16 protein-coding genes are annotated in these 22,238 nt (G+C 65.6%); 14 read left to right on the top strand and 2 right to left on the bottom strand.

All coding sequences use genetic code 11. The features are described 5' to 3' along the window. Positions 1 to 142 precede the first annotated feature (142 nt). From IPJ87_10930 to IPJ87_10950, 5 genes are all read left to right on the top strand, one after another. The gene (locus IPJ87_10930) at positions 143 to 1,876 is read left to right on the top strand and encodes a ribonuclease HII (GenBank protein MBK7942367.1); all 1,734 of its coding nucleotides are present in this window, start codon (positions 143 to 145) and stop codon (positions 1,874 to 1,876) included. A gap of 68 nt (positions 1,877 to 1,944) precedes the next feature. Continuing rightward, positions 1,945 to 4,443, top strand: coding sequence for a hypothetical protein (locus tag IPJ87_10935; protein ID MBK7942368.1), 2,499 nt, complete (start codon positions 1,945 to 1,947; stop codon positions 4,441 to 4,443). Between the two features lie 56 nt (positions 4,444 to 4,499). Then, entirely contained in the window at positions 4,500 to 6,245 is a 1,746-nt protein-coding gene (locus tag IPJ87_10940; protein MBK7942369.1) for an ATPase, read from the top strand. A 35-nt stretch (positions 6,246 to 6,280) separates the two neighbouring features. Next, entirely contained in the window at positions 6,281 to 6,970 is a 690-nt protein-coding gene (locus IPJ87_10945; GenBank protein MBK7942370.1) for a TrkA family potassium uptake protein, read from the top strand. Continuing rightward, positions 6,967 to 7,359, top strand: a complete 393-nt coding sequence (locus tag IPJ87_10950) for a group III truncated hemoglobin (protein ID MBK7942371.1) — start codon at positions 6,967 to 6,969, stop codon at positions 7,357 to 7,359. The genes IPJ87_10945 and IPJ87_10950 overlap by 4 nt, the downstream gene beginning before the upstream one ends. A gap of 746 nt (positions 7,360 to 8,105) precedes the next feature. Here the strand turns inward: IPJ87_10950 and IPJ87_10955 are convergent. Further along, positions 8,106 to 9,083, bottom strand: a complete 978-nt coding sequence (locus IPJ87_10955) for a glucosaminidase domain-containing protein (protein MBK7942372.1) — start codon at positions 9,081 to 9,083, stop codon at positions 8,106 to 8,108. Between the two features lie 202 nt (positions 9,084 to 9,285). Here IPJ87_10955 and IPJ87_10960 point away from each other — a divergent pair, with 202 nt between their 5' ends. From IPJ87_10960 to IPJ87_10980, 5 genes are all read left to right on the top strand, one after another. Beyond that, on the top strand, positions 9,286 to 9,489 hold the full coding sequence (locus IPJ87_10960) for a hypothetical protein (protein ID MBK7942373.1): 204 nt from the start codon (positions 9,286 to 9,288) through the stop codon (positions 9,487 to 9,489). Positions 9,490 to 9,566: 77 nt separating this feature from the next. Continuing rightward, a complete protein-coding gene (locus IPJ87_10965; GenBank protein MBK7942374.1) occupies positions 9,567 to 10,970 on the top strand; it encodes a T9SS type A sorting domain-containing protein in 1,404 nt (467 codons plus the stop codon). Continuing rightward, the gene (locus tag IPJ87_10970; protein ID MBK7942375.1) at positions 10,967 to 12,430 is read left to right on the top strand and encodes a T9SS type A sorting domain-containing protein; all 1,464 of its coding nucleotides are present in this window, start codon (positions 10,967 to 10,969) and stop codon (positions 12,428 to 12,430) included. Before IPJ87_10965 ends, IPJ87_10970 begins: the two co-directional genes overlap by 4 nt. Positions 12,431 to 12,461: 31 nt before the next feature. Beyond that, complete coding sequence (locus IPJ87_10975; GenBank protein MBK7942376.1) at positions 12,462 to 14,507, top strand: urocanate hydratase; 2,046 nt, start codon at positions 12,462 to 12,464, stop codon at positions 14,505 to 14,507. Next, a complete protein-coding gene (locus IPJ87_10980) occupies positions 14,411 to 15,031 on the top strand; it encodes an inorganic diphosphatase (GenBank protein ID MBK7942377.1) in 621 nt (206 codons plus the stop codon). The genes IPJ87_10975 and IPJ87_10980 overlap by 97 nt, the downstream gene beginning before the upstream one ends. Before the next feature lie 20 nt (positions 15,032 to 15,051). Here IPJ87_10980 and IPJ87_10985 read toward each other — a convergent pair whose 3' ends face one another. Beyond that, positions 15,052 to 16,293, bottom strand: coding sequence for a hypothetical protein (locus tag IPJ87_10985; protein MBK7942378.1), 1,242 nt, complete (start codon positions 16,291 to 16,293; stop codon positions 15,052 to 15,054). A gap of 100 nt (positions 16,294 to 16,393) precedes the next feature. Between IPJ87_10985 and IPJ87_10990 the strand changes: the two genes are divergently transcribed. From IPJ87_10990 to IPJ87_11005, 4 genes are all read left to right on the top strand, one after another. Next, a complete protein-coding gene (locus tag IPJ87_10990; GenBank protein ID MBK7942379.1) occupies positions 16,394 to 17,110 on the top strand; it encodes a hypothetical protein in 717 nt (238 codons plus the stop codon). Continuing rightward, the gene (locus IPJ87_10995; protein ID MBK7942380.1) at positions 17,110 to 19,170 is read left to right on the top strand and encodes a T9SS type A sorting domain-containing protein; all 2,061 of its coding nucleotides are present in this window, start codon (positions 17,110 to 17,112) and stop codon (positions 19,168 to 19,170) included. Before IPJ87_10990 ends, IPJ87_10995 begins: the two co-directional genes overlap by 1 nt. Before the next feature lie 142 nt (positions 19,171 to 19,312). After that, positions 19,313 to 20,893 carry a T9SS type A sorting domain-containing protein gene (locus tag IPJ87_11000; GenBank protein ID MBK7942381.1) on the top strand — a complete coding sequence of 527 codons (1,581 nt, stop codon included), beginning with the start codon at positions 19,313 to 19,315 and terminating at the stop codon, positions 20,891 to 20,893. 121 nt (positions 20,894 to 21,014) lie between these two features. Continuing rightward, positions 21,015 to 22,166: a PKD domain-containing protein gene (locus tag IPJ87_11005; protein ID MBK7942382.1), complete on the top strand. Its 1,152-nt coding sequence runs from the start codon at positions 21,015 to 21,017 to the stop codon at positions 22,164 to 22,166. Positions 22,167 to 22,238: the final 72 nt, after the last annotated feature.

Here is a 22,238-nt window from a genome sequence, read left to right on the forward strand (position 1 = left end):
CAATGCTCAACCCAACATCCATGCTCTTCAACGTGATGGACCCGAAGTGAGAACACCACCCGCCGTGCCCTCCTGAGCACATGCGCACATGGGCCCATGTGCACATGGATCCCCTCTGCCCGCGCTGCCGCACCTTTGCCCCATGCGCATCGCGGTGAACACCCGCCTGCTGCTCCGCGACAAGCTGGAGGGCATCGGCTGGTTCGCGCATGAGACGCTCTCGCGCATCGTGCGGGCCCACCCCGAGCACCGCTTCATCTTCCTCTTCGACCGCGCCTACGACCGGCGCTTCCTCTACGCCGACAACGTGGAGGCCGTGGTGCAGGGACCGCCCACCCGCCATCCCCTGCTCTACCGCCTGTGGTTCGACGTGCTGCTGCCGCGCACGCTGCGCCGCGTGAAGGCCGACGCCTTCCTTTCGCCCGATGGTTACCTGGCCCTGCGCAGTGCCGTGCCCACGCTGGCGGTGATCCACGACCTGAACTTCGAGCACCATCCCGAGGACCTGCCCAGGGCCTACCGCGACTTCTACCGCGGCCAGTTCCCGCGCTATGCCCGCCACGCCACGCGCCTGGCCACGGTGAGCGACCATTCGCGGCAGGACATCGTGCGCACCTACGGCATCGCGACGGACCGCATCGACGTGGTGTACAACGGCGTGGGCGCGGTCTTCCGTCCGTTGACGGCCGCCGAGCAGGAGCAGGCGCGCCAGGCGTTCTGCGGCGGCCACCCCTACCTGATCTGCATCGGCTCGCTGAACCCGCGCAAGAACATCGCGCGGTTGCTGCAGGCCTTCGACCGGCTGGTGGACCGCGGTGCCGGCGAGCTGCGGCTGCTGATCGTGGGCGAGCGCATGTGGTGGGACGGCCGCATGGAGGAGGCCTGGCAAGGCATGCGCCACCGCGACCGGGTGGTCTTCACCGGCCGGCTGGACCAGGAGCGGTTGCACCGCGCACTGGGCGGGGCGCTGGCACTGGCCTTCGTGAGCTACTTCGAGGGCTTCGGCATCCCGGTGGCCGAAGCCATGCGCTGCGGAGTGCCCGTGGTGGCCGCGCGCGCCACCAGCCTGCCCGAGGTGGCCGACGATGCCGCTCACTACTGCGACCCCTTCGACGTGGACGACATCGCCCGCGCGCTGCACGAGCTGGTCGCCGATGCGGCCTTGCGCGACCGGCTGGGCCGTGCCGGCATCGCGCGCCGGGCAGTTCACCTGGGAGCGCGCCGCCACGGACCTGTGGGCCTCGTTCGAACGCATGCTGAAGGACGCGGGACGATGAGCCGCCTGGCCGCACAGCACACCCGCGGCCTGGTGGAGGCCGGCTGCGACGAGGCCGGGCGCGGCTGCCTGGCCGGTCCGGTGGTGGCCGCCGCGGTGATCCTTCCGCCGCGCGTGCGCATCCCCGGCCTCGACGACAGCAAGAAACTGAGCGCGGCCCAGCGCGAGGCCCTGCGCCCATTGATCCTGGAGAAGGCGCTGGCGTGGGCCGTGGCCGAAGTGGGCCCCGCCGAGATCGACGCGATGAACATCCTGCGCGCCTCCTTCCTGGCCATGCACCGCGCGATCGCGGCGTTGCAGCAGCGACCACAGCACCTGCTGATCGATGGGAACCGCTTCATCCCCTACCCCGGCGTCCGCCACACCTGCCTGGTGCAGGGCGACGGGCGCTTCCGCAGCATCGCGGCCGCCAGCATCCTGGCCAAGACGCATCGCGATGCCCTGATGGACGGGTTACATGCCGAGCATCCCGCCTACGGCTGGGCGGAGAACAAGGGCTATCCCACCCCGGCCCACCGCGTGGCCATCGCCACGCACGGCCCCACGGTGTGGCACCGCCGCAGCTTCGCGCTGCTGCCTGCGCAGGGCATGTTGTTCTAACAGCACCGTGTGCAAAGGGCACCAGCAATGGCGCGGGGCGCGGGCCGCCTGAGGCCTTGCTTTGTGCGATGCGCCGAGCGGTGATCCTGATGCTGTTGCTGGGCCTCACCGGCTTCGGGGCCTGGCAGTTGCTGCGCGGTCTCCGCCCTACCGCGCCCACGGCCGACCCCTGGCAGCTGCTTCCCGCCGGCACACGCGCGGTGCTCGCCCTCCCGGACGCCAACACCGCCTGGGAGCGCTGGTCGCAGGGCAGCGTGCTCGGCACGGCGATGAAGGACCTGCCCACGTTGAAGGCCCTCGAACGGCTGTCCACCGCGCTGGCACCGGTGCGCGATCGACTTGTTGGAACACCGGTGCTGGCGGCCTGGGGCGATGGCACGGACGGCACGGGCGAAGTGGTGGTGATCGCCACACCGGTCCCGGACGCCCGCGACGCATGGAGGACGCTGCTTGCACGGCAGAGCACGCCCGGCACTCCGGTGGCCCTTGTCGGCGAGGGTATGCCCGAAGGCTGGCACATGGTGGAACATGGCGGGCTGCTGCTCTTCGGTCCCGACGCCGATCGCTTGCGCGCGCTGGTCGCTCGCGACGCCGGCAGTGCCGCAGCGGACAGCCTGCTCCGCGAAGCGCGCGCCACATTGGGCACGCACGCCACCGCGCACCTGCTGTTGCGCTCGGGGCCGGCCCCGGCCTGGGCGAAGGCGGCTCCCTGGGGAGACCTCTTCGGTGCGCTGCCCGCGGAGGCCGGCTGGCTGGCCCTCGACCTGGAGCCGCGCGCCGAAGGCCTGATCGCCGGGGGCGTGCACCTGCCCGGGGCGACCGGTGCTCAAGGGCCTCCCGTGGACCCGCTGCATGTGCTCCGTGTGTTGCCCGCACAGGTGCGCTGGTTCGAGCAGTTGAGCCTGCCGAAGGACAGCACCCTCATCAGCTGGCACGACGCCACCGTGGTGAAGGCCCGCGCCACAGGCCCCACCGGACCGCTGCACTGGACCGTGCTGCACGCCGACGACCCGATGGATGCGGCGCTGGCAGTGGGCGACCTGGCCGCAGGCAACGCCCTGCGCCGCGAGCACCGGGGCAAGTTGATGATGCAGGTGGACGGCCTGCGCGAGCTGGCCGCGCTGCCGGGGGACCGCGCTCCGTGGTGCGTGATGCACGAGAACTGGTGCCTCCTGGCCTCGGACAGCGTGGCCGCCCGGCTGGCCGCGGATGCGCTTGTGGATGGATCGACCCTGGGCAACGACCTGACCGTGGCCGCTGAGCTCGGCGAATTGGCGGCACAGGCGCAACACACCTGGTGGTGCGACTTGGGTGCGGGCGGCCTCGCCCTGCATCGCCGGTCCGCCGACAGCCTCGGCATCGCGCCGCCCTGGAGCGAACTGGGCACCCTCTTCGTTCAGCGGATGCGCACCGCCGGTGGCAGGGCCTACCTCAGCATCGCGGTACGCGCCGGCCGCATGCCGGCGAAGAGCGCACCCGAGTTGACCGCAGCAACAGTGGCCGGACCCGCTGCAGGCTCGGGGATCGCCTGGTCGCAGGCGGTGCGCAACCACGTGAACGGCACGCAGGAACTGTTGGTGCAGGACAGCACGGCCCTGCTGAGCCTGCGCACGCCCGGAGGGCGCCTACTGTGGCAGGTTCCCCTCGATGGCCCGCTGCTGGGACCTGTGTCGCAGGTGGACCGCTACCACAACGGCAAGCTCCAGTTGCTGGCGCTGACGGCCCGGACGCTCTACCTCATCGACCGGAACGGACGTGCTGTGGATGGCTTCCCCGTGAAGCTGGCCGCAGAGGCCTCCGCCCCGGTGGCCTGCTATGACTACGATGGCGATGGGCAACTGCGGATCCTCGTGCCCCTGGCCGACGGCCGCGTGCTGAACCTGGGCGCCGATGGACGTCCGGTGACGGGCTGGGAGACCCCTCAGGCCGCAGCTGACATCGCCAGCCCGGTGCATCACCTGCGGGTGCGTGGCAAGGACCACCTGATCTACACCGATGCCACGGGCACGCTGCACCACCTGGACCGTCGTGGTGCACGCCGCAGCACGCCGAAGCTGAAGCTGCCTGCGGGCGCGCAGCTGGTGGCGGTGGTCACTGGAGCAGCGGACGCACTGACGGCCGTGTGGCGCACTGCGGAAGGATCCGTGCAGGAGGCGGCGCTGGACGGGAAGCCCCGACGGCTGGCCGCGGGCGCGATCGCCACTGGGCAGGTGGTGGACGGCAAGGCGCGGCGGGTGTGGTGGTGCACGGGCGACAGCATGTTCGTGCGCGACCCGGGCGGCAAGCCGAAGGGGGTGTCCACGACAGGTACCGCGGAGGCCGTCCTGATGCTGCCGGTGCGCGACCGTGTGTGGTGGGCCGTGCGGCGTACGGGTGGACCGTGGGCCTTGCTGGACGAGCGTGGTCGCGTGGTGGCCGAGGCGGCGGCGGGTGGTCCGGCGGTGCTCACCGACCTCGAACCCGACGGCACGCCCGACCTGGTGGTGATGCCGGCCGAAGGTTCCCCGGAGGTCGTTCGGCCCGGCCCTGTGACGGCGGATGGTGGCGGCAAGGTCCGCACCCCCTAATTTCGCCCACTTTCCCGGTCCCGGTGAACCGGACCTTGAGCCCCCTTCGTCGTTGGATGCTGCGCACGGTGCTCCGCCGCGAGGTGGTCGCCCTGACGCGCCTGGTGGTGGTGGTGCTCACCATCCTGCTGGCCCTGCTGGAACTGGGCTACCGCGGAGAGGCGCCCACCAGTGGCATGCGGCAGGAGCTGCTCACGGGCCTGATGTTCGCCGCCGGCTTCGTGATGTTCGGGGCCATCCTGCGCACGCTGCTGAAAGGACAGCGCCCACGCAAGGCCGAGATCGCGTGGTTCCTGGTCTGGTGCAGCTTCTTCGCCACCCATCCCATCGGTCTTCCGTTGTGGGAGGGCGTGGGCCTGATGGGCAACCTGATCTTCCTGGGGCTCTTCGTCTTCATCGAGCTCAGCCGCCTGGAACTGGGCGGCGGGTTCACCCTGAGCCCGGCGCTGCTGTTCACCTTCAGCTTCATCCTGCTGATCACGATCGGCACGGCCTTGTTCATGCTTCCGAAGGCGGCCGTACGTCCGCTCGGCCTCATCGAGGCCCTGTTCACCAGCACCAGCGCCGTGTGCGTCACCGGGCTGTCGGTGTTCGACATCGGCACCACGCTGACGCCGATGGGCCTGTGGATCCTGCTCCTCCTGGTGCAGCTGGGCGGCCTGGGCGTGATGACCTTCACGAGCTTCTTCGCCTTCTTCTTCAAGGGCAGCAATTCGCTGGAGGAGCAGCTCCGCATCCGCGATCTCAGCAACACCACGCTGGGCGGCGCACGGCGCTTCATCGTGCAGGTCATCCTCTTCACCCTGGCGGTGGAGGCCATCGGGGCCCTGTTCATCTTCCAGGCGGTGCCCGATGACCAGTTCGCCACCTTCAGCGACCGGCTGTTCTTCTCGGTGTTCCATGCGATCAGCGCCTTCAACAACGCGGGCTTCAGCACCTATGCGAACGGCCTGTACGAGCCTGTGATGCGCTTCAACTACGCGCTGCAATGGGTGCTGGCGCTGATGATCGTGTTCGGCGGCCTGGGCTTCGGCATCATCTTCAACTTCGCCAACTACCTGCGCTTCCGGGTGCGGGCGCGGGTACGGACATGGACCTTGGGTGTGCCCTGCGAGCGCTATCCGCGGGTGGTGACGCTGAGCACCAAGTTGGTCCTCTACACCACGGCGGGCCTGCTGTTTTTCGGCACCATCGCCTTCTGGGTCTTCGAGCGCGACAACGCCCTGCGCGAGCACACCGGCTGGTTCGGGCAGCTCACCACCAGCTTCTTCGGCAGCGTCACCCCGCGCACGGCCGGCTTCAACACGGTGAACTACGGCACCCTCACGGTGCCCACGTTGATGATCACCATCCTGCTGATGTACATCGGGGCCAGCCCGGGCAGCACCGGCGGCGGCATCAAAACGAGCACGGCAGCGGTGGCCCTGTTCAACATCTTCAGCACGGGCCGCGGCCGTGAACGGGTCGAGACCGGCGGCCGCGAGATCGGCGTCATGACGGTCCGCAGGGCCTTCGCCGCCATCGTGCTCTCGCTCATCTTCCTCGGGGTCTCCATCACCGTGGTGGCCTCCCTGGAGAAGGAACATGGCCTGCTGCCCGTCGCCTTCGAGTGTTTCAGCGCCTTCAGCACGGTGGGCCTCTCCACGGGCATCACCGCCGAACTGGACGACGCCGCGCGCGTGGCCCTCACGCTGGTGATGTTCGTCGGCCGCGTCAGCGCCCTCACCCTGCTCATCGGCGTACTGAAGCAGGTGGAGGTGAGCAACTACCGCTACCCCAAGGAGGACATCCTGATCAACTGAACCCAACGCCTGCGCCGGGCTACGGCGCACAACGGATGAAGATCGCAGTCTTCGGCCTCGGCAACTTCGGCAAGAACCTGGCGGTGAAGCTCACCCAGCTGGGCCACGAGGTGATCGCCATCGACCACACCATGGAGAAGGTGGAGAGCCTCAAGAACGACGTGAGCTTCGCGGTGTGCCTGGAGAGCAACGACCCGCTGGCGATGGACTCCCTGCCGTTGGACGAGCTGGACGCCGCCGTGGTGGCCATCGGCGAGAACGAGGGCGCCAACATCATGACCACGGCGCTGCTGGTGAACCGCAAGGTGAAGCGCGTGATCAGCCGCGCCATCAACGACCTGCACGAGATGGTGCTCAACTCCATGGGCGTCACCGAGATCGTGCATCCCGAGGAGAAAGCGGCCGAGGGCCTGGCGCGCAAGCTGAACCTGCGACGCCTGGTGGACCAGTTCGAACTGCCCGGCGGCTTCATGATCGCCGAGGTGGTGGTGCCCGACCGCTACGTGGGCCAACCCGTGGGGCAGATCAACGAGCTGCGCCAGCGGCGCATCGGCCTGGTGACCGTGCTGCGCAAGGAGAGCGAGAAGGGCTTCCTGGGACGGCGCTCCATCAAGCTCGGTGCGCTCGGCGTGGTGGACAATGACTTCGCGCCCGAGAAGGGCGACATCCTGGTGCTCTTCGGCACCAAGGAACAGATGGCCGCCTTCACCGGAGAGAACGAATGAACCCCGGCCTGCTGCCCGATCTGGACCGCCCGGAGCGCAGCGACGCCCTGGTGCTGGCCTTCTACGACCGGGTGCGGCCCGATCCGGTGCTGGCCCCGTGGTTCGCCGAGGTGGACTGGCCGCATCACACCCCGCGCATCCAGGCCTTCTGGAAAGGGCTGCTGCTGGGCCTGCCCGGGTACAGCGGCGAGCCCATGAGCGCCCACATCACCCTGCACCGGCGCCTGCCGCTCAGCGCTTCGCAGTTCGACCGATGGCTGGAGCTGTGGACCTCGGCGGTTCGCGGAAGCTACGCCGGGCCCAAGGCCGAGGAGGCCGTCACCCGCGCGACGAGCATCGCTGCGGTGATGAAGCACAAGGTGCTCAGCGCTTCGGCTTCCGCAGGCTGAGGCGGGTGCCCGGCCGATCGACCGACGTTACGTCGTGCCGGCGTATGGTCCATGTTGTCAGAGGGAGACCCCGGCGCATCGTGAGTTCCCGGTGGGCTTCGGTGGCCCAAGCGGCGGTCATGCGAGGAATATCGGGCAGCTCGGACCCGCTCGCTTGGGTCCTATTCACCTAAGTCGTTCGGCTGAGAGTGCTGGCAGGCTGGGTTGGACAGCCGATGTATGTATGGCCATACATATGTTGACACCAGGCCGTTCACGACCAGGTTTACAATAAACCCTTGTCTTTGAGCATGTTATTCGTTTCTGCGGAACGCTCACGGCCGAAATGATGACCATACACGTGTGGTGGGGTCCAAAGTCGTCTGACCAACATCACCGCCGCCGATCCGCGTGCCTTGCAACGCACTTGAGACGCGCTACGCACGGGGTCGGGAAATATGTATGGCCATACATATGTTCAGAGGCCGTCCGTAAGCTTCGACCTGCTCACCACCGATCCACCTTCCGGTTCCCTCGCACGTACGACCGACACCTCTAGCACCTTTGTTCCTTCCGTGAACAGCGTCTCTGATCGGGGGCACCGCCACTTGACCGACATCGCGTCGTGCCGACCCGTGAGCAAGGCTGTCGGAGGGCCATCGCGGCGCATGGTCAGTTCCTGTGGGTTTCGGCTGGCCTTTGCTGAGGGCAGAAGGAGGCCATCGCCCGCGCGACGAGCATCGCTGCAGTGATGAAGCACAAGGTGCTCAGCGCTTCGGCTTCCGCAGGTTGAGGCGGGTGCCCGGCTTCACCGGGGCATCGGGCGACAGGCCGTTGTAAGCCGCCAGCTTGTCCAGCTTGATCGCGTGCTGCTGGCTGATGCTCCAGAGCGACTCACCGGCCTTCACCGTGTGGGTGGCCGGGTCCTTCACGCTGTTGCGCTTGGGCTGCAGGAAGATCACCTGCCCTTCCTCCAGCGCGGCGCCCTTGGGCAGGTCGTTCCAATGGGCCAGCATCCCCGGGATCTGCCCCAGCTCATCGGCCAGCCGCGTGAAGGTGTCGCCCGGGCGGGCGGTCACCATCTTGATGCGCCCGGCGAACCGTTCCACCGGTCGCGCGGCGCCGATGGTCACCGTCACCTCCTCGCCTTCGCTGCGCCGGGGCGGGCGGCCACCGGCTGCAGGAGGCGGTGCCGGTCTCGCGGCCCTGGCCGGCCGCTGGCCGCTGTCCAGCTTGTTCAGTTCGTAGCGCTCGATGAGGTCGATGAGCTTCTGCGGGTAGCGCGGATCGGTGGCGTAGCCCGCCTTCTTGAGGCCATGGGCCCAACCTTTGTAGTCGGTGGGCTTCAGGGTGAACAGGTCGGCGTAGCGCGGCCGCAGCAGGAAACGGCTGTGGTCCTCGTAGCTGTCCGCCGCATCGCGGTACTTGCGGAAGCAGTCGTTCCTACGGTCGTCGTCGTGGTACACTTTGCCGCCGCGCCAATCGGGGGTGCACTTGATGCCGAAGTGGTTGTTGGCCTCGCGGGCCAGTTCGCTATTGCCGTTGCCGCTCTCCAGCAGCCCTTGCGCCAGGGTGATGCTGGCCGGGATCCCATGCTCCTTCATTTTGGCCACGGCCACCTGCTGCCATTCGGCGATGTACTCCTCGGCGGTGAATGGGCGCTGGGGGGGCTGGCCCTGGGCCGCCGCCGGCAGGACCGGCAGCGCTGCGAGCAGCAGGGTTTTCAACATTTCCACGGTCCTCATGGGCCAACGGGGCGGTCTTCGCCAAGGGCCGAAACTACTGGGACTAGCTGCGGTTGTTCACGATCCATCCACAGGACTGCCCACGGCCGATCGTGAATAGAACGGCGCGGATGATCACGTTCGCGTAACCTTGTCCGATCTTTGTTCTTCAGCGATTGAACGAACTTGCGATCCAGACGTTAGAGCACTGAGAGACAAGGGCATGGACGATAGCAGCCCCCAACCCGAACGGTCGGCGCGCCTGGAGCGGCTCGGCTTGGAGCCCGGTGATTACTACTTCACCGAGGAGGGCTATCTCGTGTTCACCGAGCAGTACCATCGCAAGCGGGGTTACTGCTGCCAGAGCGGTTGCCGGCATTGCCCGTTCGGCTTCAAGGAGAAGGAGGGCAAGGGCCGGTCCCGGTGAGCAGTAGGTTCCGGGCGGGACCGAATGCCAGGCAGCGGTTCATTGCTCCGAGCTATCTTGTTCCAAAGCGAGCGTCCATGCGGAGCATCGTGCTGGCTCTTCTTGTCCCTTGCAGCTGGGGCCTGCATGCCCAGAACTGGGCCCTGGTGAACCCGGCCTACAAGTACAACTTCAGCAACGACGGAACGGACACGATCAGCAACCAGGTCTTCGTCACGCACATCGATACGTTGGGGCCGGATAGTTTCCGGTATGTGTTGAACCGGATCGCGCAACCCTGTTCGAATTGTGGAGATACCTGCAACATCCGGGTCAACCTGCCACAGTTCCTGTTTTTCGAGTGCATATCCAGCGGCGCTGTATTCCACATCGGCAGTGAGCCCGCACTCTTGATCCGAACACAAGCACCATTGGGCGGGACATGGATGTTCGATCCCTTGAACATGACGGAAGGGATGATCACTGATGTCACAGTGATGACCGTTTTCAACGCTTCAGATTCAGTAAAGACCATGACGACGGCTTTGGGTGACACCGTGCGCTGGAGCCGGAACCATGGCATACTGAAATGGCACCTGCACGATGGCCCTTCCAATGACCTTGTTGGTGTTCAGGGACCGGACAACGGGGGGTTGATACCCACTCTCGCTGAGTTCTTTCCTTTCCATCCAGGTGATGTTGTGGAGTATAGCCATGGGAACGGTGATGGCTGGGATTTCTACTCGACCAAAGTCAAACTGTATGTGGATGATCGGGAAGAGAATGACGGCCAACTCATTTTTTCAGGGCAGGCCCACATCCAATACATCGTATCGGGAGTCCCGGTCAGCGATTGGCAGGGACCACAACAGTGGGTTGTGGATACCAACAGCTTGCCTGCTATCAGCGCGATCGGGTCCGCGCCTGGTGCACTGGTGAACATACCCATCACGGGCCAGAGCAATATGTACACCCTGGCCCGGCACCACATCAACAGCAATGGGAGCTATGTGATCCAGGGGGAAGCGATATACCCGGACATGCAGGTATTCACGATGGGTTCCATCGAAGGGCGTACCTGTATCGAAGCCTCCTGGCCGGGCCCATGCGGAACCGGACTGGTCCTTACAGAAGGACTGGGATTACAGTTGTTCGGTTATTGCATCGGCGGAAACGCGTTCGAGTTCTTTTCCACGCAAGGTGCTGTGGTCGATGGAGACACCATCGGTACTGTGCATGATGACTGGCACTTCCATATCGGGATGGACGAGATGGCGGCCGGCATCGGGCTGATGTACCCCAACCCGGCGAGTGACTTTGTCCACATCCCTGGCGCTGAACCATCTACTGGATACCGCTTAGTGGATACTTCGGGCAGACAGATCGCGACGGGCATCTTGTCTGAGCAAAGGGCGATCGATGTACGACTCCTTGAAGAAGGCAGCTATGCTGTCTTCCTGAAAGGGCAGGCCGTACAGCGCTTCATCATCGCACGTCCATGAGGTCAGTTGCCTTGCTTCCCTTGCTGCTCGCCGCATCGGCGAACGCCCAGAACTGGGCCCTGTTGAACCCCGCCTACCGGTACAACTTCAGCAACGACGGAACGGACACGATCAGCAACCAGGTCTTCATCACCCACGTCGACACGCTGGGGCCGGACAGCTTCCGGTATGAGTTGAACGGTGTGGCGGAGGTCTGCGACACCTGCCAAGGGCCCGAACTCCACCTCTGGACAGACCGGCCTCAGTTCCTCCAAGGTGCAGTGAATATGGGCCCGCTGGTCTGGCACTTCCAGGATCCGGGTTCTTTGGTCATCCAACCCCACGCGGGTGTGGGTGCTTCCTGGCTCTTTGATACCATTGCGGGCGTCACTGCGAACGTGCTGCTGGTGGATACCGTGCAGCTGTTCGGCAACGATGTGGAGCGGAAATGGATCGGCCTCTCCGATGGCGGATCGCTCTCGATCTCACCGGACCGCGGTATCCTGACCTGGAACATGCACACCCTGATCGGTGTGCACGGCCCGGACGAGGGGATCCTTGTGCCCACCCTGCGGCAGATGTTGCCCTACGGATCCGATGACGTCGTGGAATACGCCGTCGGCAACGCACAAACGGATGGGGTCTCCTCGGAGTACGGAGATCGACGGCTGTACAAGTTCACGGTGGATACGGGCGCTGTTGTCGAAGGGACCATGGTGTTCTCCGGGGCGATGATCGACCATCGATATGAATGGACGAATTCATGGCTCGGTGGAACGACCGTGACCTTCGGGCATCAGAACATCCTCGGTACCACCTGGATCGCAGGCCGACCGGAATTTCCCTGGGCCGATCTCCTCCTGTCCTATCCCGGACAGGTGATCGGTCATAGGAGCGAACTGCTGGGCGATAGCCTGATCTGCATCGCGGAACATGGATGGGATCCTTCCGGCCGATATACCCTGGGATGCAGGGCCGTACAGGATCCCGGGAACCAGATCGGGCACTTCATGAGCATGACCACTGCGCTTCCGGGCGAACCTCTGACCTGCCAGATCCGCAACTACTGCAGTGGAGGCATCGGCGCTGAATGTGGTGTCGTGTACACGGCCGGTACCGGTCTCAACTGGTACCGGGGCGACTATTTCGAGGCGAACGAGGAGTATATCCTCGTCGGATCGGTGGTGGATGGCGACACGACCGGAACGGTCGATCCGGATGACCACCTCCTCACCTTGAACGTGGATCCGAACGATCGGCCAGTGCTCGAGCTCTTTCCGTCCCCAGCGAGCGATCACTTCACCATGATGAATGCCCCTGCTGGAGCTGTTGTGCGGATGATGGACGGCATGGGGCAGCTGGTCCGCATACAGCTCATCCGGTCGAACGAGGAGTCCATCGACGTGACCGCTCTGGCGCCGGGCATGTACGTGTTGAGCGTGGACGGTATGCGGCCGCAACGGATGTTGATCGCTCGCTAGGCTCTCCCGTCTTCCCCCGAACTTCGCAGCCATGACGACCGCCACCGCCAGCGACCTGGCCCTTTTCCAGCAGACGATCCGCGAAGGCATCCCCGAGGTGCTTCCGCCCGCCCGCCCGCTCGATCCTGGCGTAAGCCACGCGCCCAAGCGCAAGGACATCCTTTCGGTGGAGGAGAAGAAGCTCGCTCTGCGCAATGCGCTGCGCTACTTCCATCCGAAGCACCACGCCACCCTGGCGCCCGAGTTCGCGCAGGAGTTGAAGGAGTACGGCCGCATCTACATGCACCGTCTGCGTCCGGAGCACGCCATGCACGCCCGGCCCATCGACCACTACCCCGCGAAGAGCCGGCAGGCCGCAGCCATCATGCTGATGATCCAGAACAACCTGGACCCGGCCGTGGCCCAGCACCCGCACGAGCTGATCACCTACGGTGGCAACGGAGCGGTGTTCCAGAACTGGGCGCAGTACAGCCTGGTGATGCGGTACCTGAGCGAGATGACCGACGAGCAGACGCTGGTGATGTACAGCGGCCACCCGCTCGGCCTCTTCCCCAGCCACCCCGACGCCCCACGCGTGGTGGTGACCAACGGGATGATGATCCCCAACTACAGCAAACCGGATGACTGGGAGCGCTTCAACGCTCTTGGTGTGACGCAGTACGGTCAGATGACCGCCGGCAGCTACATGTACATCGGTCCGCAGGGCATCGTGCATGGCACCACCATCACCGTGCTCAACGCGTGCCGCATGATCCAGTCGTCTCCAGGCACCAAGGGCAAGCTCTTCGTCACCGCAGGTCTGGGAGGCATGAGCGGCGCGCAGCCCAAGGCCGGCAACATCGCGGGCGTGGTCACCATCTGTGCCGAAGTGAACAGCATAGCTGCTCACAAGCGCCACGCGCAAGGTTGGGTGGATGATGTGATCACCGACGTGGACGCCTGCATCGACGCCGCGCTCGTCTGGCAGCGGAAGTGTGAAGCGCACAGCATCGCGTACCTCGGTAACGTGGTGGACCTGTGGGAGCGCCTCGCCGCACGCCACATCAAGGTGGACCTCGGTAGCGACCAGACGAGCCTGCATAACCCCTGGGCCGGTGGCTACTACCCCGTGGGCTTGAGCTACGAAGAGAGCAACGCACTGATGGTGCAGGACCCCGCCGCCTTCAAGCAGCGCGTGCAGGAGACCCTGCGCCGCCACGTGACCGCCGTGAACAGGCTCGCCGATCAGGGTATGTACTTCTTCGACTATGGGAACGCCTTCCTGCTGGAGGCGGGACGAGCTGGGGCAGACATTTTTTCGAAAGGGCACGGATCACAGATCCGCGCCAGCGAGTTCAGGTATCCGAGTTACGTGGAGGACATCATGGGGCCGATGTGCTTCGACCACGGCTTCGGCCCGTTCCGGTGGGTGTGCACCAGCGGCGATCCGAAGGACCTGGCCATCAGCGACCGCATCGCGGGTGATGTGCTGGAGTCCATGCTGAAGGAGGCACCGGCCGAGATCGGCCAGCAGATCGCCGACAACCTGCACTGGATCCGCAGCGCGCAGCAGAACAAGCTCGTGGTGGGCAGCCAGGCGCGCATCCTGTACGCCGACAGCGAAGGCCGCATCCGCATCGCGCAGGCCTTCAACGAGGCCATCAAGAAGGGCGAGATCAGTGCGCCCATCGTGCTGGGCCGCGACCACCACGACGTGAGCGGCACCGACAGTCCGTACCGCGAGACCAGCAACATCCGCGACGGCAGCCGCTTCACGGCGGACATGGCCGTGCAGAACTTCGTGGGCGATGCCTTCCGCGGCGCCACCTGGATCAGCCTGCACAACGGTGGTGGCGTGGGCTGGGGCGAGGTGATGAACGGCGGCTTCGGCATGGTGCTCGACGGCAGCGCCGACAGCGACCGCCGCCTGCGGAGCATGCTGCACTGGGACGTGAACAACGGCATCGCGCGCCGCGCCTGGGCCCGCAACCCCAACGCGGTGTGGAGCATCGAGCAGGAGATGAAGCGCACCCCGTTGCTGAAGGTGACCCTGCCGAACGAGGCGGAGGATGGCTTGATCGACCGAGCGCTCGCCTGAGCCTGGAGGAACTGGACACCTGGGCGCGGCCGGGTGTAGTTGCATGCGGTGATCGAGATCCCGGCCGGCACGGTGGAGAAGCGGCAATACGATCGAGCGAGCGGCACCTTCCCAGTGGATCGCCGCCACGAAGGCCGCGCCGGCTGGCCTTCCTGCCCTACCCGGCCAACTACGGCTTCGTCCCCGGGACCCGGATGGACAAGGCACAGGGCGGCGATGGCGACGCGGTGGACGTGTTCGTGCTGTGCGAAGCCCTGCCGAGCGGCACCGTGGTCGATGTGGAACCCATTGGGGTGATCGAGCTGCTGGATGCCGGGGAGCGCGATGACAACCTGGTGGCCCTTCCGGTGGACCCCACGTTGCGCAGCGTGGAAGCCCGCGACATGCATGAGCTTCCCGCCGCCGCGCGAGACCTGCTGGTGACCTGCCTGCTGAACTACGATCCCGAGGACCACGCGGAACTCGTGGCCGTCCGAGGTCGACAGGCGGCCCTGGACATGGTCTTCCGCTGGCAGGTGACCTGAGCGAACGGGCCGCTGCCGGCCTAGGGACCCTGCACAAAGCGCAAGGCGCGCGTGCCCTGCGCGGTGGTGAGCAGCAGCGCATAGGCTCCTTCCGTGATCGCCGGCACGCGCAGTTCAAGCGTGGGTCCGGCACCGATCAGCGTGCACGGCATCCGGCGGCCGCCCGCATCGATGAGCTCCACCTCCACATGCCCCTCTGGCAGCCCGGTCACGGTCCATCGGCCATCGCCCCGCACAAGGCGGATGACCCGCGGGCCATGCCGATCCGTTCCGCCGACCGTGCAACTGCCCGTTGGGCACACCAGCACAGCGGGGTCCACGGTGCCGGTGTTCAGGTCGAGGTATGGCCAGGTGAACGAGGTGGGTGTGGCATCGCAGATGGTGAGATCCGGATGAAGGATACCGAGGTTCTCCGCACTGTCCGCGATGCACAGTGTGCCTGGGCCGGCCACCCAACCTTGGTTGCGGAAATGCCCTGTATGGATGCTGCCGCCCTGCACGAAGAAGGTGAGGTGCGGGATCGGGACTTCGACATCGTTGAGGTGCAGGCGTCCGTCCACCTGCAGGTGGGCATCCCACACGTTCAAGCCCCAGCGGATGTCGGCATCGCCCAGCACATGGGTCTCCACAGCGCCGGTGGCCACGTTGAAGTTGCCCGAGCTGCGCACGGCCAGGTGGTCCAACACCCGGCAGGTGCCCACGTTGTGGAACAGGCCCGTGCTGTCCACGATGAGCTCGTAGCTGATGAAGAGCCCGTTGTTCCACAGGAGGCTGTCGCGCACCCAGGTGACCCTGCTGCTGATGGTGGCCTCGTTGTGGAATGAGCAATGGTCGAACACGAGGGAGTCGATCGCGGTGATGACACCAGTGTTGCGACCGCGGCGGCGCACGGCCATGCGTGTGGTGGCGATGGTGCCGCTGTTCAGCAGTGAATCGGTCCAGGCGTTCCCTTCGGGCAGCACCAGGCGATGCACGGACACCTGCCCCGCATTGGTGAACGGTGCGTTGCTCCACAGGCCGCTCGGCCCGGATCCGACCAGTGCGCCTGTGGCGGTGATGCGAATGGCCCCGCCGAGGTGCACCACGTTGCTGGGAAGACCCACGCTGTGCTGAACGACGATGGTATCACCGGTCTGCGGCACACACGCACAGTCCCAGGTGCCGGCGGAGGTCCACGCGCCGGCGGTCACAGAGGACACGGTGCCCTGCGCGCGAAGCAGCGCACCTGAGCAGAACAGGGACAGGAGCAGCAGCGCCCGCATGGAACCAAGGTACAGGGCCCGTCCTGTACATTGATCCCGTGATGACCCAACCTCAAGGGTCATCCCTGCGTGTAGCTGAATGAACAACCCCCTTCCGACCATGCGCACGACCATCAGGACCTTGCTCGCTGCCACCCTTCTTGGTGGGTTCGGCGCGAACGCGCAGAACACCTTGATCATCGAAGGCACCGTTCCTGGGTGCACGCCCCTGCAGCAGGTGACGGTGACCTCACAACCGGGCACCGTGCCGGCCTTCAGCTGGACCTTCGACCTGGACCCGTTCACCTGCGGCTATGACACCATCGTGGCGATCACCAGCCCGAGCGCGGCGGTGGTCGTGAGCACGACCTGCAACGGAACCACGCTGACGGACGGGGATACGGCCACCTTCAACTTCGTGAACGACACGGTGCTGATGGTGATCGACCTGGCCTGCGTCGGCGGCGGTACGCTGGACTGCCAGGGGGTCCTGAACGGTCCGGATCTGCCGGGCACGTCCTGCGATGACGGGGATCCGGGCACCTACAACGACCTGTGGACGGTCAACTGCTCGTGCGTCGGTCAACCGCTTCCGGGCTGTTCGGCCGATTTCACCATCCAACAGCTGGTGGTGAACGGCAACCCCGTGCCCTGGACCGTGACCACCACCAACCTGAGCACCGCGACACCACCCGTGGTCTACACCTGGTGGTATCCCAACGGCACCCAGGCACAGACCTTCGAGACGCAATACACCTTCGGCGCCGCGGGTACTACTCGTTCAGCCTCACATTGGTTGACACATTGGGCTGCACGAGCTACGAACACCAGGATCTGATGATCGACACTGCCGGGATGATCTACACGGGCATCCCGACCTGGGACTGCCTGGGTCAGTTCTTAGGCCCAGCGGTCGCGGGCACGCCTTGCGACGACAACAATCCCATGAGCAGCAACGACCTCTGGGATGCCAACTGCTGGTGCATGGGCGACACCACCGGCACCACGGTGGACTGTCTGGGCGTAGTAGGCGGTTCAACGCTGCCCGGCACGGCCTGTGATGACAACAATAGCTGGACCATCAACGACCTATGGACGGGGTGGTGCGTGTGCGTGGGCGACAGTATTTTCAACACCTACGACTGCCTAGGCATCCTGAACGGACCGAACGTTCCGGGGTCGGCCTGCGACGACAACGACAGCACCACGGTCAACGACACCTGGTCGGTCTGGTGCACCTGTTCCGGCGTGCAGACCTTGGACTGCCAGGGCGTCCCCAACGGACCGGATCTGCCGGGCACGGCCTGCGATGACGGGGATCCGGGCACCTACAACGACCTGTGGACGGCCAACTGCTCGTGCATCGGTCAACCGCTTCCGGGCTGTTCGGCCGATTTCACCATCCAACAACTGGTGGTGAACGGCAACCCCGTACCCTGGACCGTGACCACCACCAACCTGAGCACCGCGACGCCTCCGGTGGTGTACACCTGGTGGTACCCCAACGGCACGAGCGCGCAGACGTTCGAGACGCAATACACCTTCGGTGGCGCTGGCAACTACTGGTTCTCCCTGGTGCTGGTGGACAGCCTGGGCTGCGCCAGCAGCACCTCCCTTGGGGTGATGATCGACACCACCGGGATGATCTTCACCGGCACCCCGACCTGGGACTGCCTGGGGCAATTCATGGGCACGGCGCTCCCGGGCACCCCCTGCGATGATGGCAATCCCATGAGCAGCAATGACCTCTGGGACGCCAACTGCTGGTGCTTCGGCGATACCACGGGCACCACGGTGGACTGCCTGGGCATCACCGGAGGCACGGCGTTGCCGGGCACGGCCTGCGACGACAACAACAGCTGGACGACCAACGACCTGTGGACGGGCTGGTGCGTGTGCGTGGGCGACAGCGTCCTCAACACCTACGATTGCCAGGGCATCCTGAACGGCCCGAACATGCCCGGCGACACGTGCGAATCCTATTTCGGTTCCGGCGTGTTCGGCCTCTGGACCGCCACCTGCACTTGTGACACCATGATCTGGAACACCTGGGACTGCGAGGGCATCCTGAACGGGCCGAGTGTGGCGGGCTCGCCTTGCGACGATGGCGACCCCAACACATTCGGGGATCTGTGGGATGCCAACTGCAACTGCTCCGGCCAGGGCGGTGGTTGGGTGGATTGCCTCGGGATCCCGAACGGGACCGCCATGCCCGGCACTCCGTGCGACGACGGCGACCCCAACACCTTCAACGACACCTGGAACGGCACCTGCACCTGCGTGGGCTCCGGTGGCCTCCCCTGCGAAGCCGACTTCATCGTCACCCAGGCGTACGACAGCCTCCAAGGGCCGATCCCGGGCACCATCTGGGTCTTCTTCCTGAACAACGGCGGCCAGGGCTTCACCTACTCGTGGGACTTCGGTGACGGCACCACCAGCAACGTGCCCTTCCCCACCCACACGTACAGCGGCAACGGCCCCTACCTGCTCTGCCTCACCGTGTCGGGCTTCGGCTGCACGGACACCTTCTGCGACAGCGTGGGCGTGGACGCCAACGGCATCATCCTGCCCATGGGCGCCCAGAGCCAGGGCTTCACCATCAACGTGATGGGCGGCGCCAACTCCATCCATGAGGCAGAGGTCCTCAGTGAGGTGGCCATCGCCCCGAACCCGGTGAACGATGTGCTGACGCTCTCCCTGAACAGCACCCGCTCCGGTCCGCTCCTGGTGGACGTGCTGGATGTCACCGGCAAGCTGATCCACCAACAGCGGGCCAGCCTCATCACCGGGGCCAACACCCTGCGGCTGGACCTGAGCCACCTGGAGGCCGGCTCCTACCTGGTGCGCCTCAACGCCGACGGCACCATCCGCACCGAACGCTTCGTACGGGGGTACTGAACCATGCTCCGTGATCGCAAGGCCCGCCTGAGCTCAGGCGGGCCTTGTCGTTCCAGGCCCACCGAAAAAAATACCTTCACCAACCCAACCCCGAAGCCCACCCTGGCGTGTATGGGTGTGAACGACCAAAACCAGTTCGACCATGAGATCACTTCTTCGCTCCCTCTCCCTCCTCACAGCCCTGGCGTTGGGTGGCGGGACCTTCGCCCAGCTCCAATACTGGGCCTACGTCTACGGCCAGGTTTCGGGCTGCACCCCCGGGCAGGTCATCACCGTGACCACGTCGTTCCAGACGGTGACCGCTACGGTGGATGCCAATTGCTACTACTGGGCAAGCGTGTACACCGCATCGAACCCGGACATCCTCACCGCTTCGACGATGTGCCAGGGCGCGGTCCAGACCGTGACCGACTCGGTCGTGTTCAACGGCATCCTGGATTCGGCGCTGGTGAACATCAACTTCAACTGCGGCGGCGGCGGAACCCCCGACTGCCTGGGGATCCCGGGTGGACCGAACGTGCCCGGATCGCCCTGCGACGATGGCGACCCCAACACCTTCGGGGACGTGTGGGACGCCAACTGTGGCTGCTCTGGCCAGGGCGGCGGATTGGTGGACTGCTTGGGCGTGCCGAACGGACCGGACATGCCGGGTACGGCCTGTGATGACAACGACCCGCTCACGCCTTACAGCTACTGGGCCTGGAACTGCGTGTGCGTGGCCGACACCACCAACGGGTTCCTCTACGACTGCATGGGCGTCTTGAACGGCCCCGCCATGCCGGGTACGCCGTGCGACGATGGCGACCCCAACACCATGGGCGATATGTGGGATGCCAACTGCGGCTGCTCCGGTCAGGGCGGCGGCTTTGTGGATTGCCTGGGTGTGCCCAATGGTCCGGACATGCCGGGTACGGCCTGTGATGACAACGACCCGATGACCTCTTACAGCTTCTGGACCTGGAACTGCGTGTGCGTGGCCGACACCACCAACGGGTTCCTCTACGACTGCATGGGCGTCTTGAACGGCCCCGCCATGCCGGGCACGCCCTGCGACGATGGAGACCCCAACACATCCAACGACACCTGGGACGGCAGCTGCACCTGCGTGGGCTCCGGCAGCCTGCCCTGCGAGGCCGACTTCATCGTCACCCAGGCCTACGACAGCCTGCAAGGTCCCATCCCGGGCACCATCTGGGTCTTCTTCCTGAACAACGGCGGCATGGGCTTCACCTACTCCTGGGACTTCGGTGACGGCACCACCAGCAACGTGCCCTTCCCCACCCATACCTACACCGGCAACGGGCCTTACCTGCTCTGCCTCACCGTGTCGGGCTTCGGCTGCACGGACACCTTCTGCGACAGCGTGGGCGTGGACGCCAACGGCATCATCCTGCCCATGGGCGCCCAGAGCCAGGGCTTCACCATCAACGTGATGGGTGCCACTACCGCCATCGATGAGGTGGAGGCCATCAACGAGCTCGTCGTCGCCCCCAACCCGGTGAACGATGTGCTGACGGTCTCCCTGAACAGCATCCGCTCCGGTGCGCTCATCTTGGAGGTGCTGGATGTCACCGGCAAGCTGATCCACCAGCAGCGCGCCAACCTCGCCGCCGGGGCCAACACCCTGCGCCTGGACCTCGCTCATCTGGAGGCCGGACCTTACCTGCTGCGCCTCAACACCGAGGGCACCATCCGCACCGAACGTTTCGTGCGCGGCCACTGATCCGATCGACCGACCTGCGCAAGGACCCGCCTGACCTCAGGCGGGTCCTTGCCTTGTGGGGCCGGCCGATCCCCTACCTTCCTGCTGAACGGACCCAACCCCCACCCCCTCCGCTGCGTGTATGGGGATGAACAGACCTGTCATGCGACTAGCCCACCGACCGTCCTGCCTGCTGAACAAGGCCATGGTCATCCTTCTGGCCTTTCTGTTGACTACGCCCCTGGCCGTGGCGCAGAACCCGGTGGTCGTGCAGGTGACCGGTCAGGTGGTGCCGTGCACCCCGCAGATCACCACGGTATCAATCGGTTCGATCACCGGAGCGACACCTCCGGTGAACCAGATCGTACCGACGGATACCTCCTGCTCGTTCAGCGCATTCTTCACCATGGACAGCCTGGTGGGCCAATTCCTCGTGTACGTGAACTGCGGTGGCGGGACCGGTGATTCGGATACGGTATCGTACGCCGGGAACTTCCTCGATACGGTCACCGTGAGCGTGGTGCTCACCTGCCCGGGCGTGGTGGACTGTGAGAATGTACTGAACGGTCCTGCCCTTCCCGGCACACCGTGCGACGACAACAACCCCATTACCGTGAACGATACCTGGAACGCGAACTGCGACTGCGTGGGCTCCGTCCCGGGTGCCTGCGATGCGGGCTTCTGGCCCATCCAGGCCTATTTCATCGATTCGCTCACCGGAGACCCCGTGCCGCTGTTCAACGAGGTGTGGTTGATCGATCAGAGCACCAGTTCGGTCGGGGCGGTGGCCTATGCCTGGGACTTCGGTGACGGCACCACGAGCACGGACGCCCAGCCGACGCACGTGTACGGTGGCCCGGGGCCCTACGTCATCTGTCTGGCCATCACCGACACAACGGGCTGCGCCGATCAATACTGCGACAGCGTGACGGTGGACGCCGACGGCCTGTTGAACGGGTTGGTCGGCGGAGACGGCGCGCGGAACGGGTTCACGATCCGGGTGGTGGACCCGCTCACAGTGGCCATCCCCGGACCGGTGGAGCCGACGGAGGTACGGCTGTGGCCGGTGCCGGGCACCGATCGGCAGCAGCTGAGCTTCATCTGTCCCACATCCGGTCCTGCCCAGCTCGATCTGATCGCCATGGACGGACGGATGCTGCTGACGACGGCGATCACGCTCACCCGTGGACACGGCACGCTGGACGTCCCGCTGACCGCGCTTCCCTCGGGCCCTTTCCTGATCCGGCTCACCACCGCGGAGTGGGCCCTGCACCGCCACAGCATGAAGCAATGACCTGAGGAACGCCGGCGACCGGATAGGCCTTGCATAGTAGGCGCCCGGTGCCACATCCCGCATGGTGAGCGA

Source organism: Flavobacteriales bacterium (assembly GCA_016713875.1).
GTDB lineage: Bacteria > Bacteroidota > Bacteroidia > Flavobacteriales_F > PHOS-HE28 > PHOS-HE28.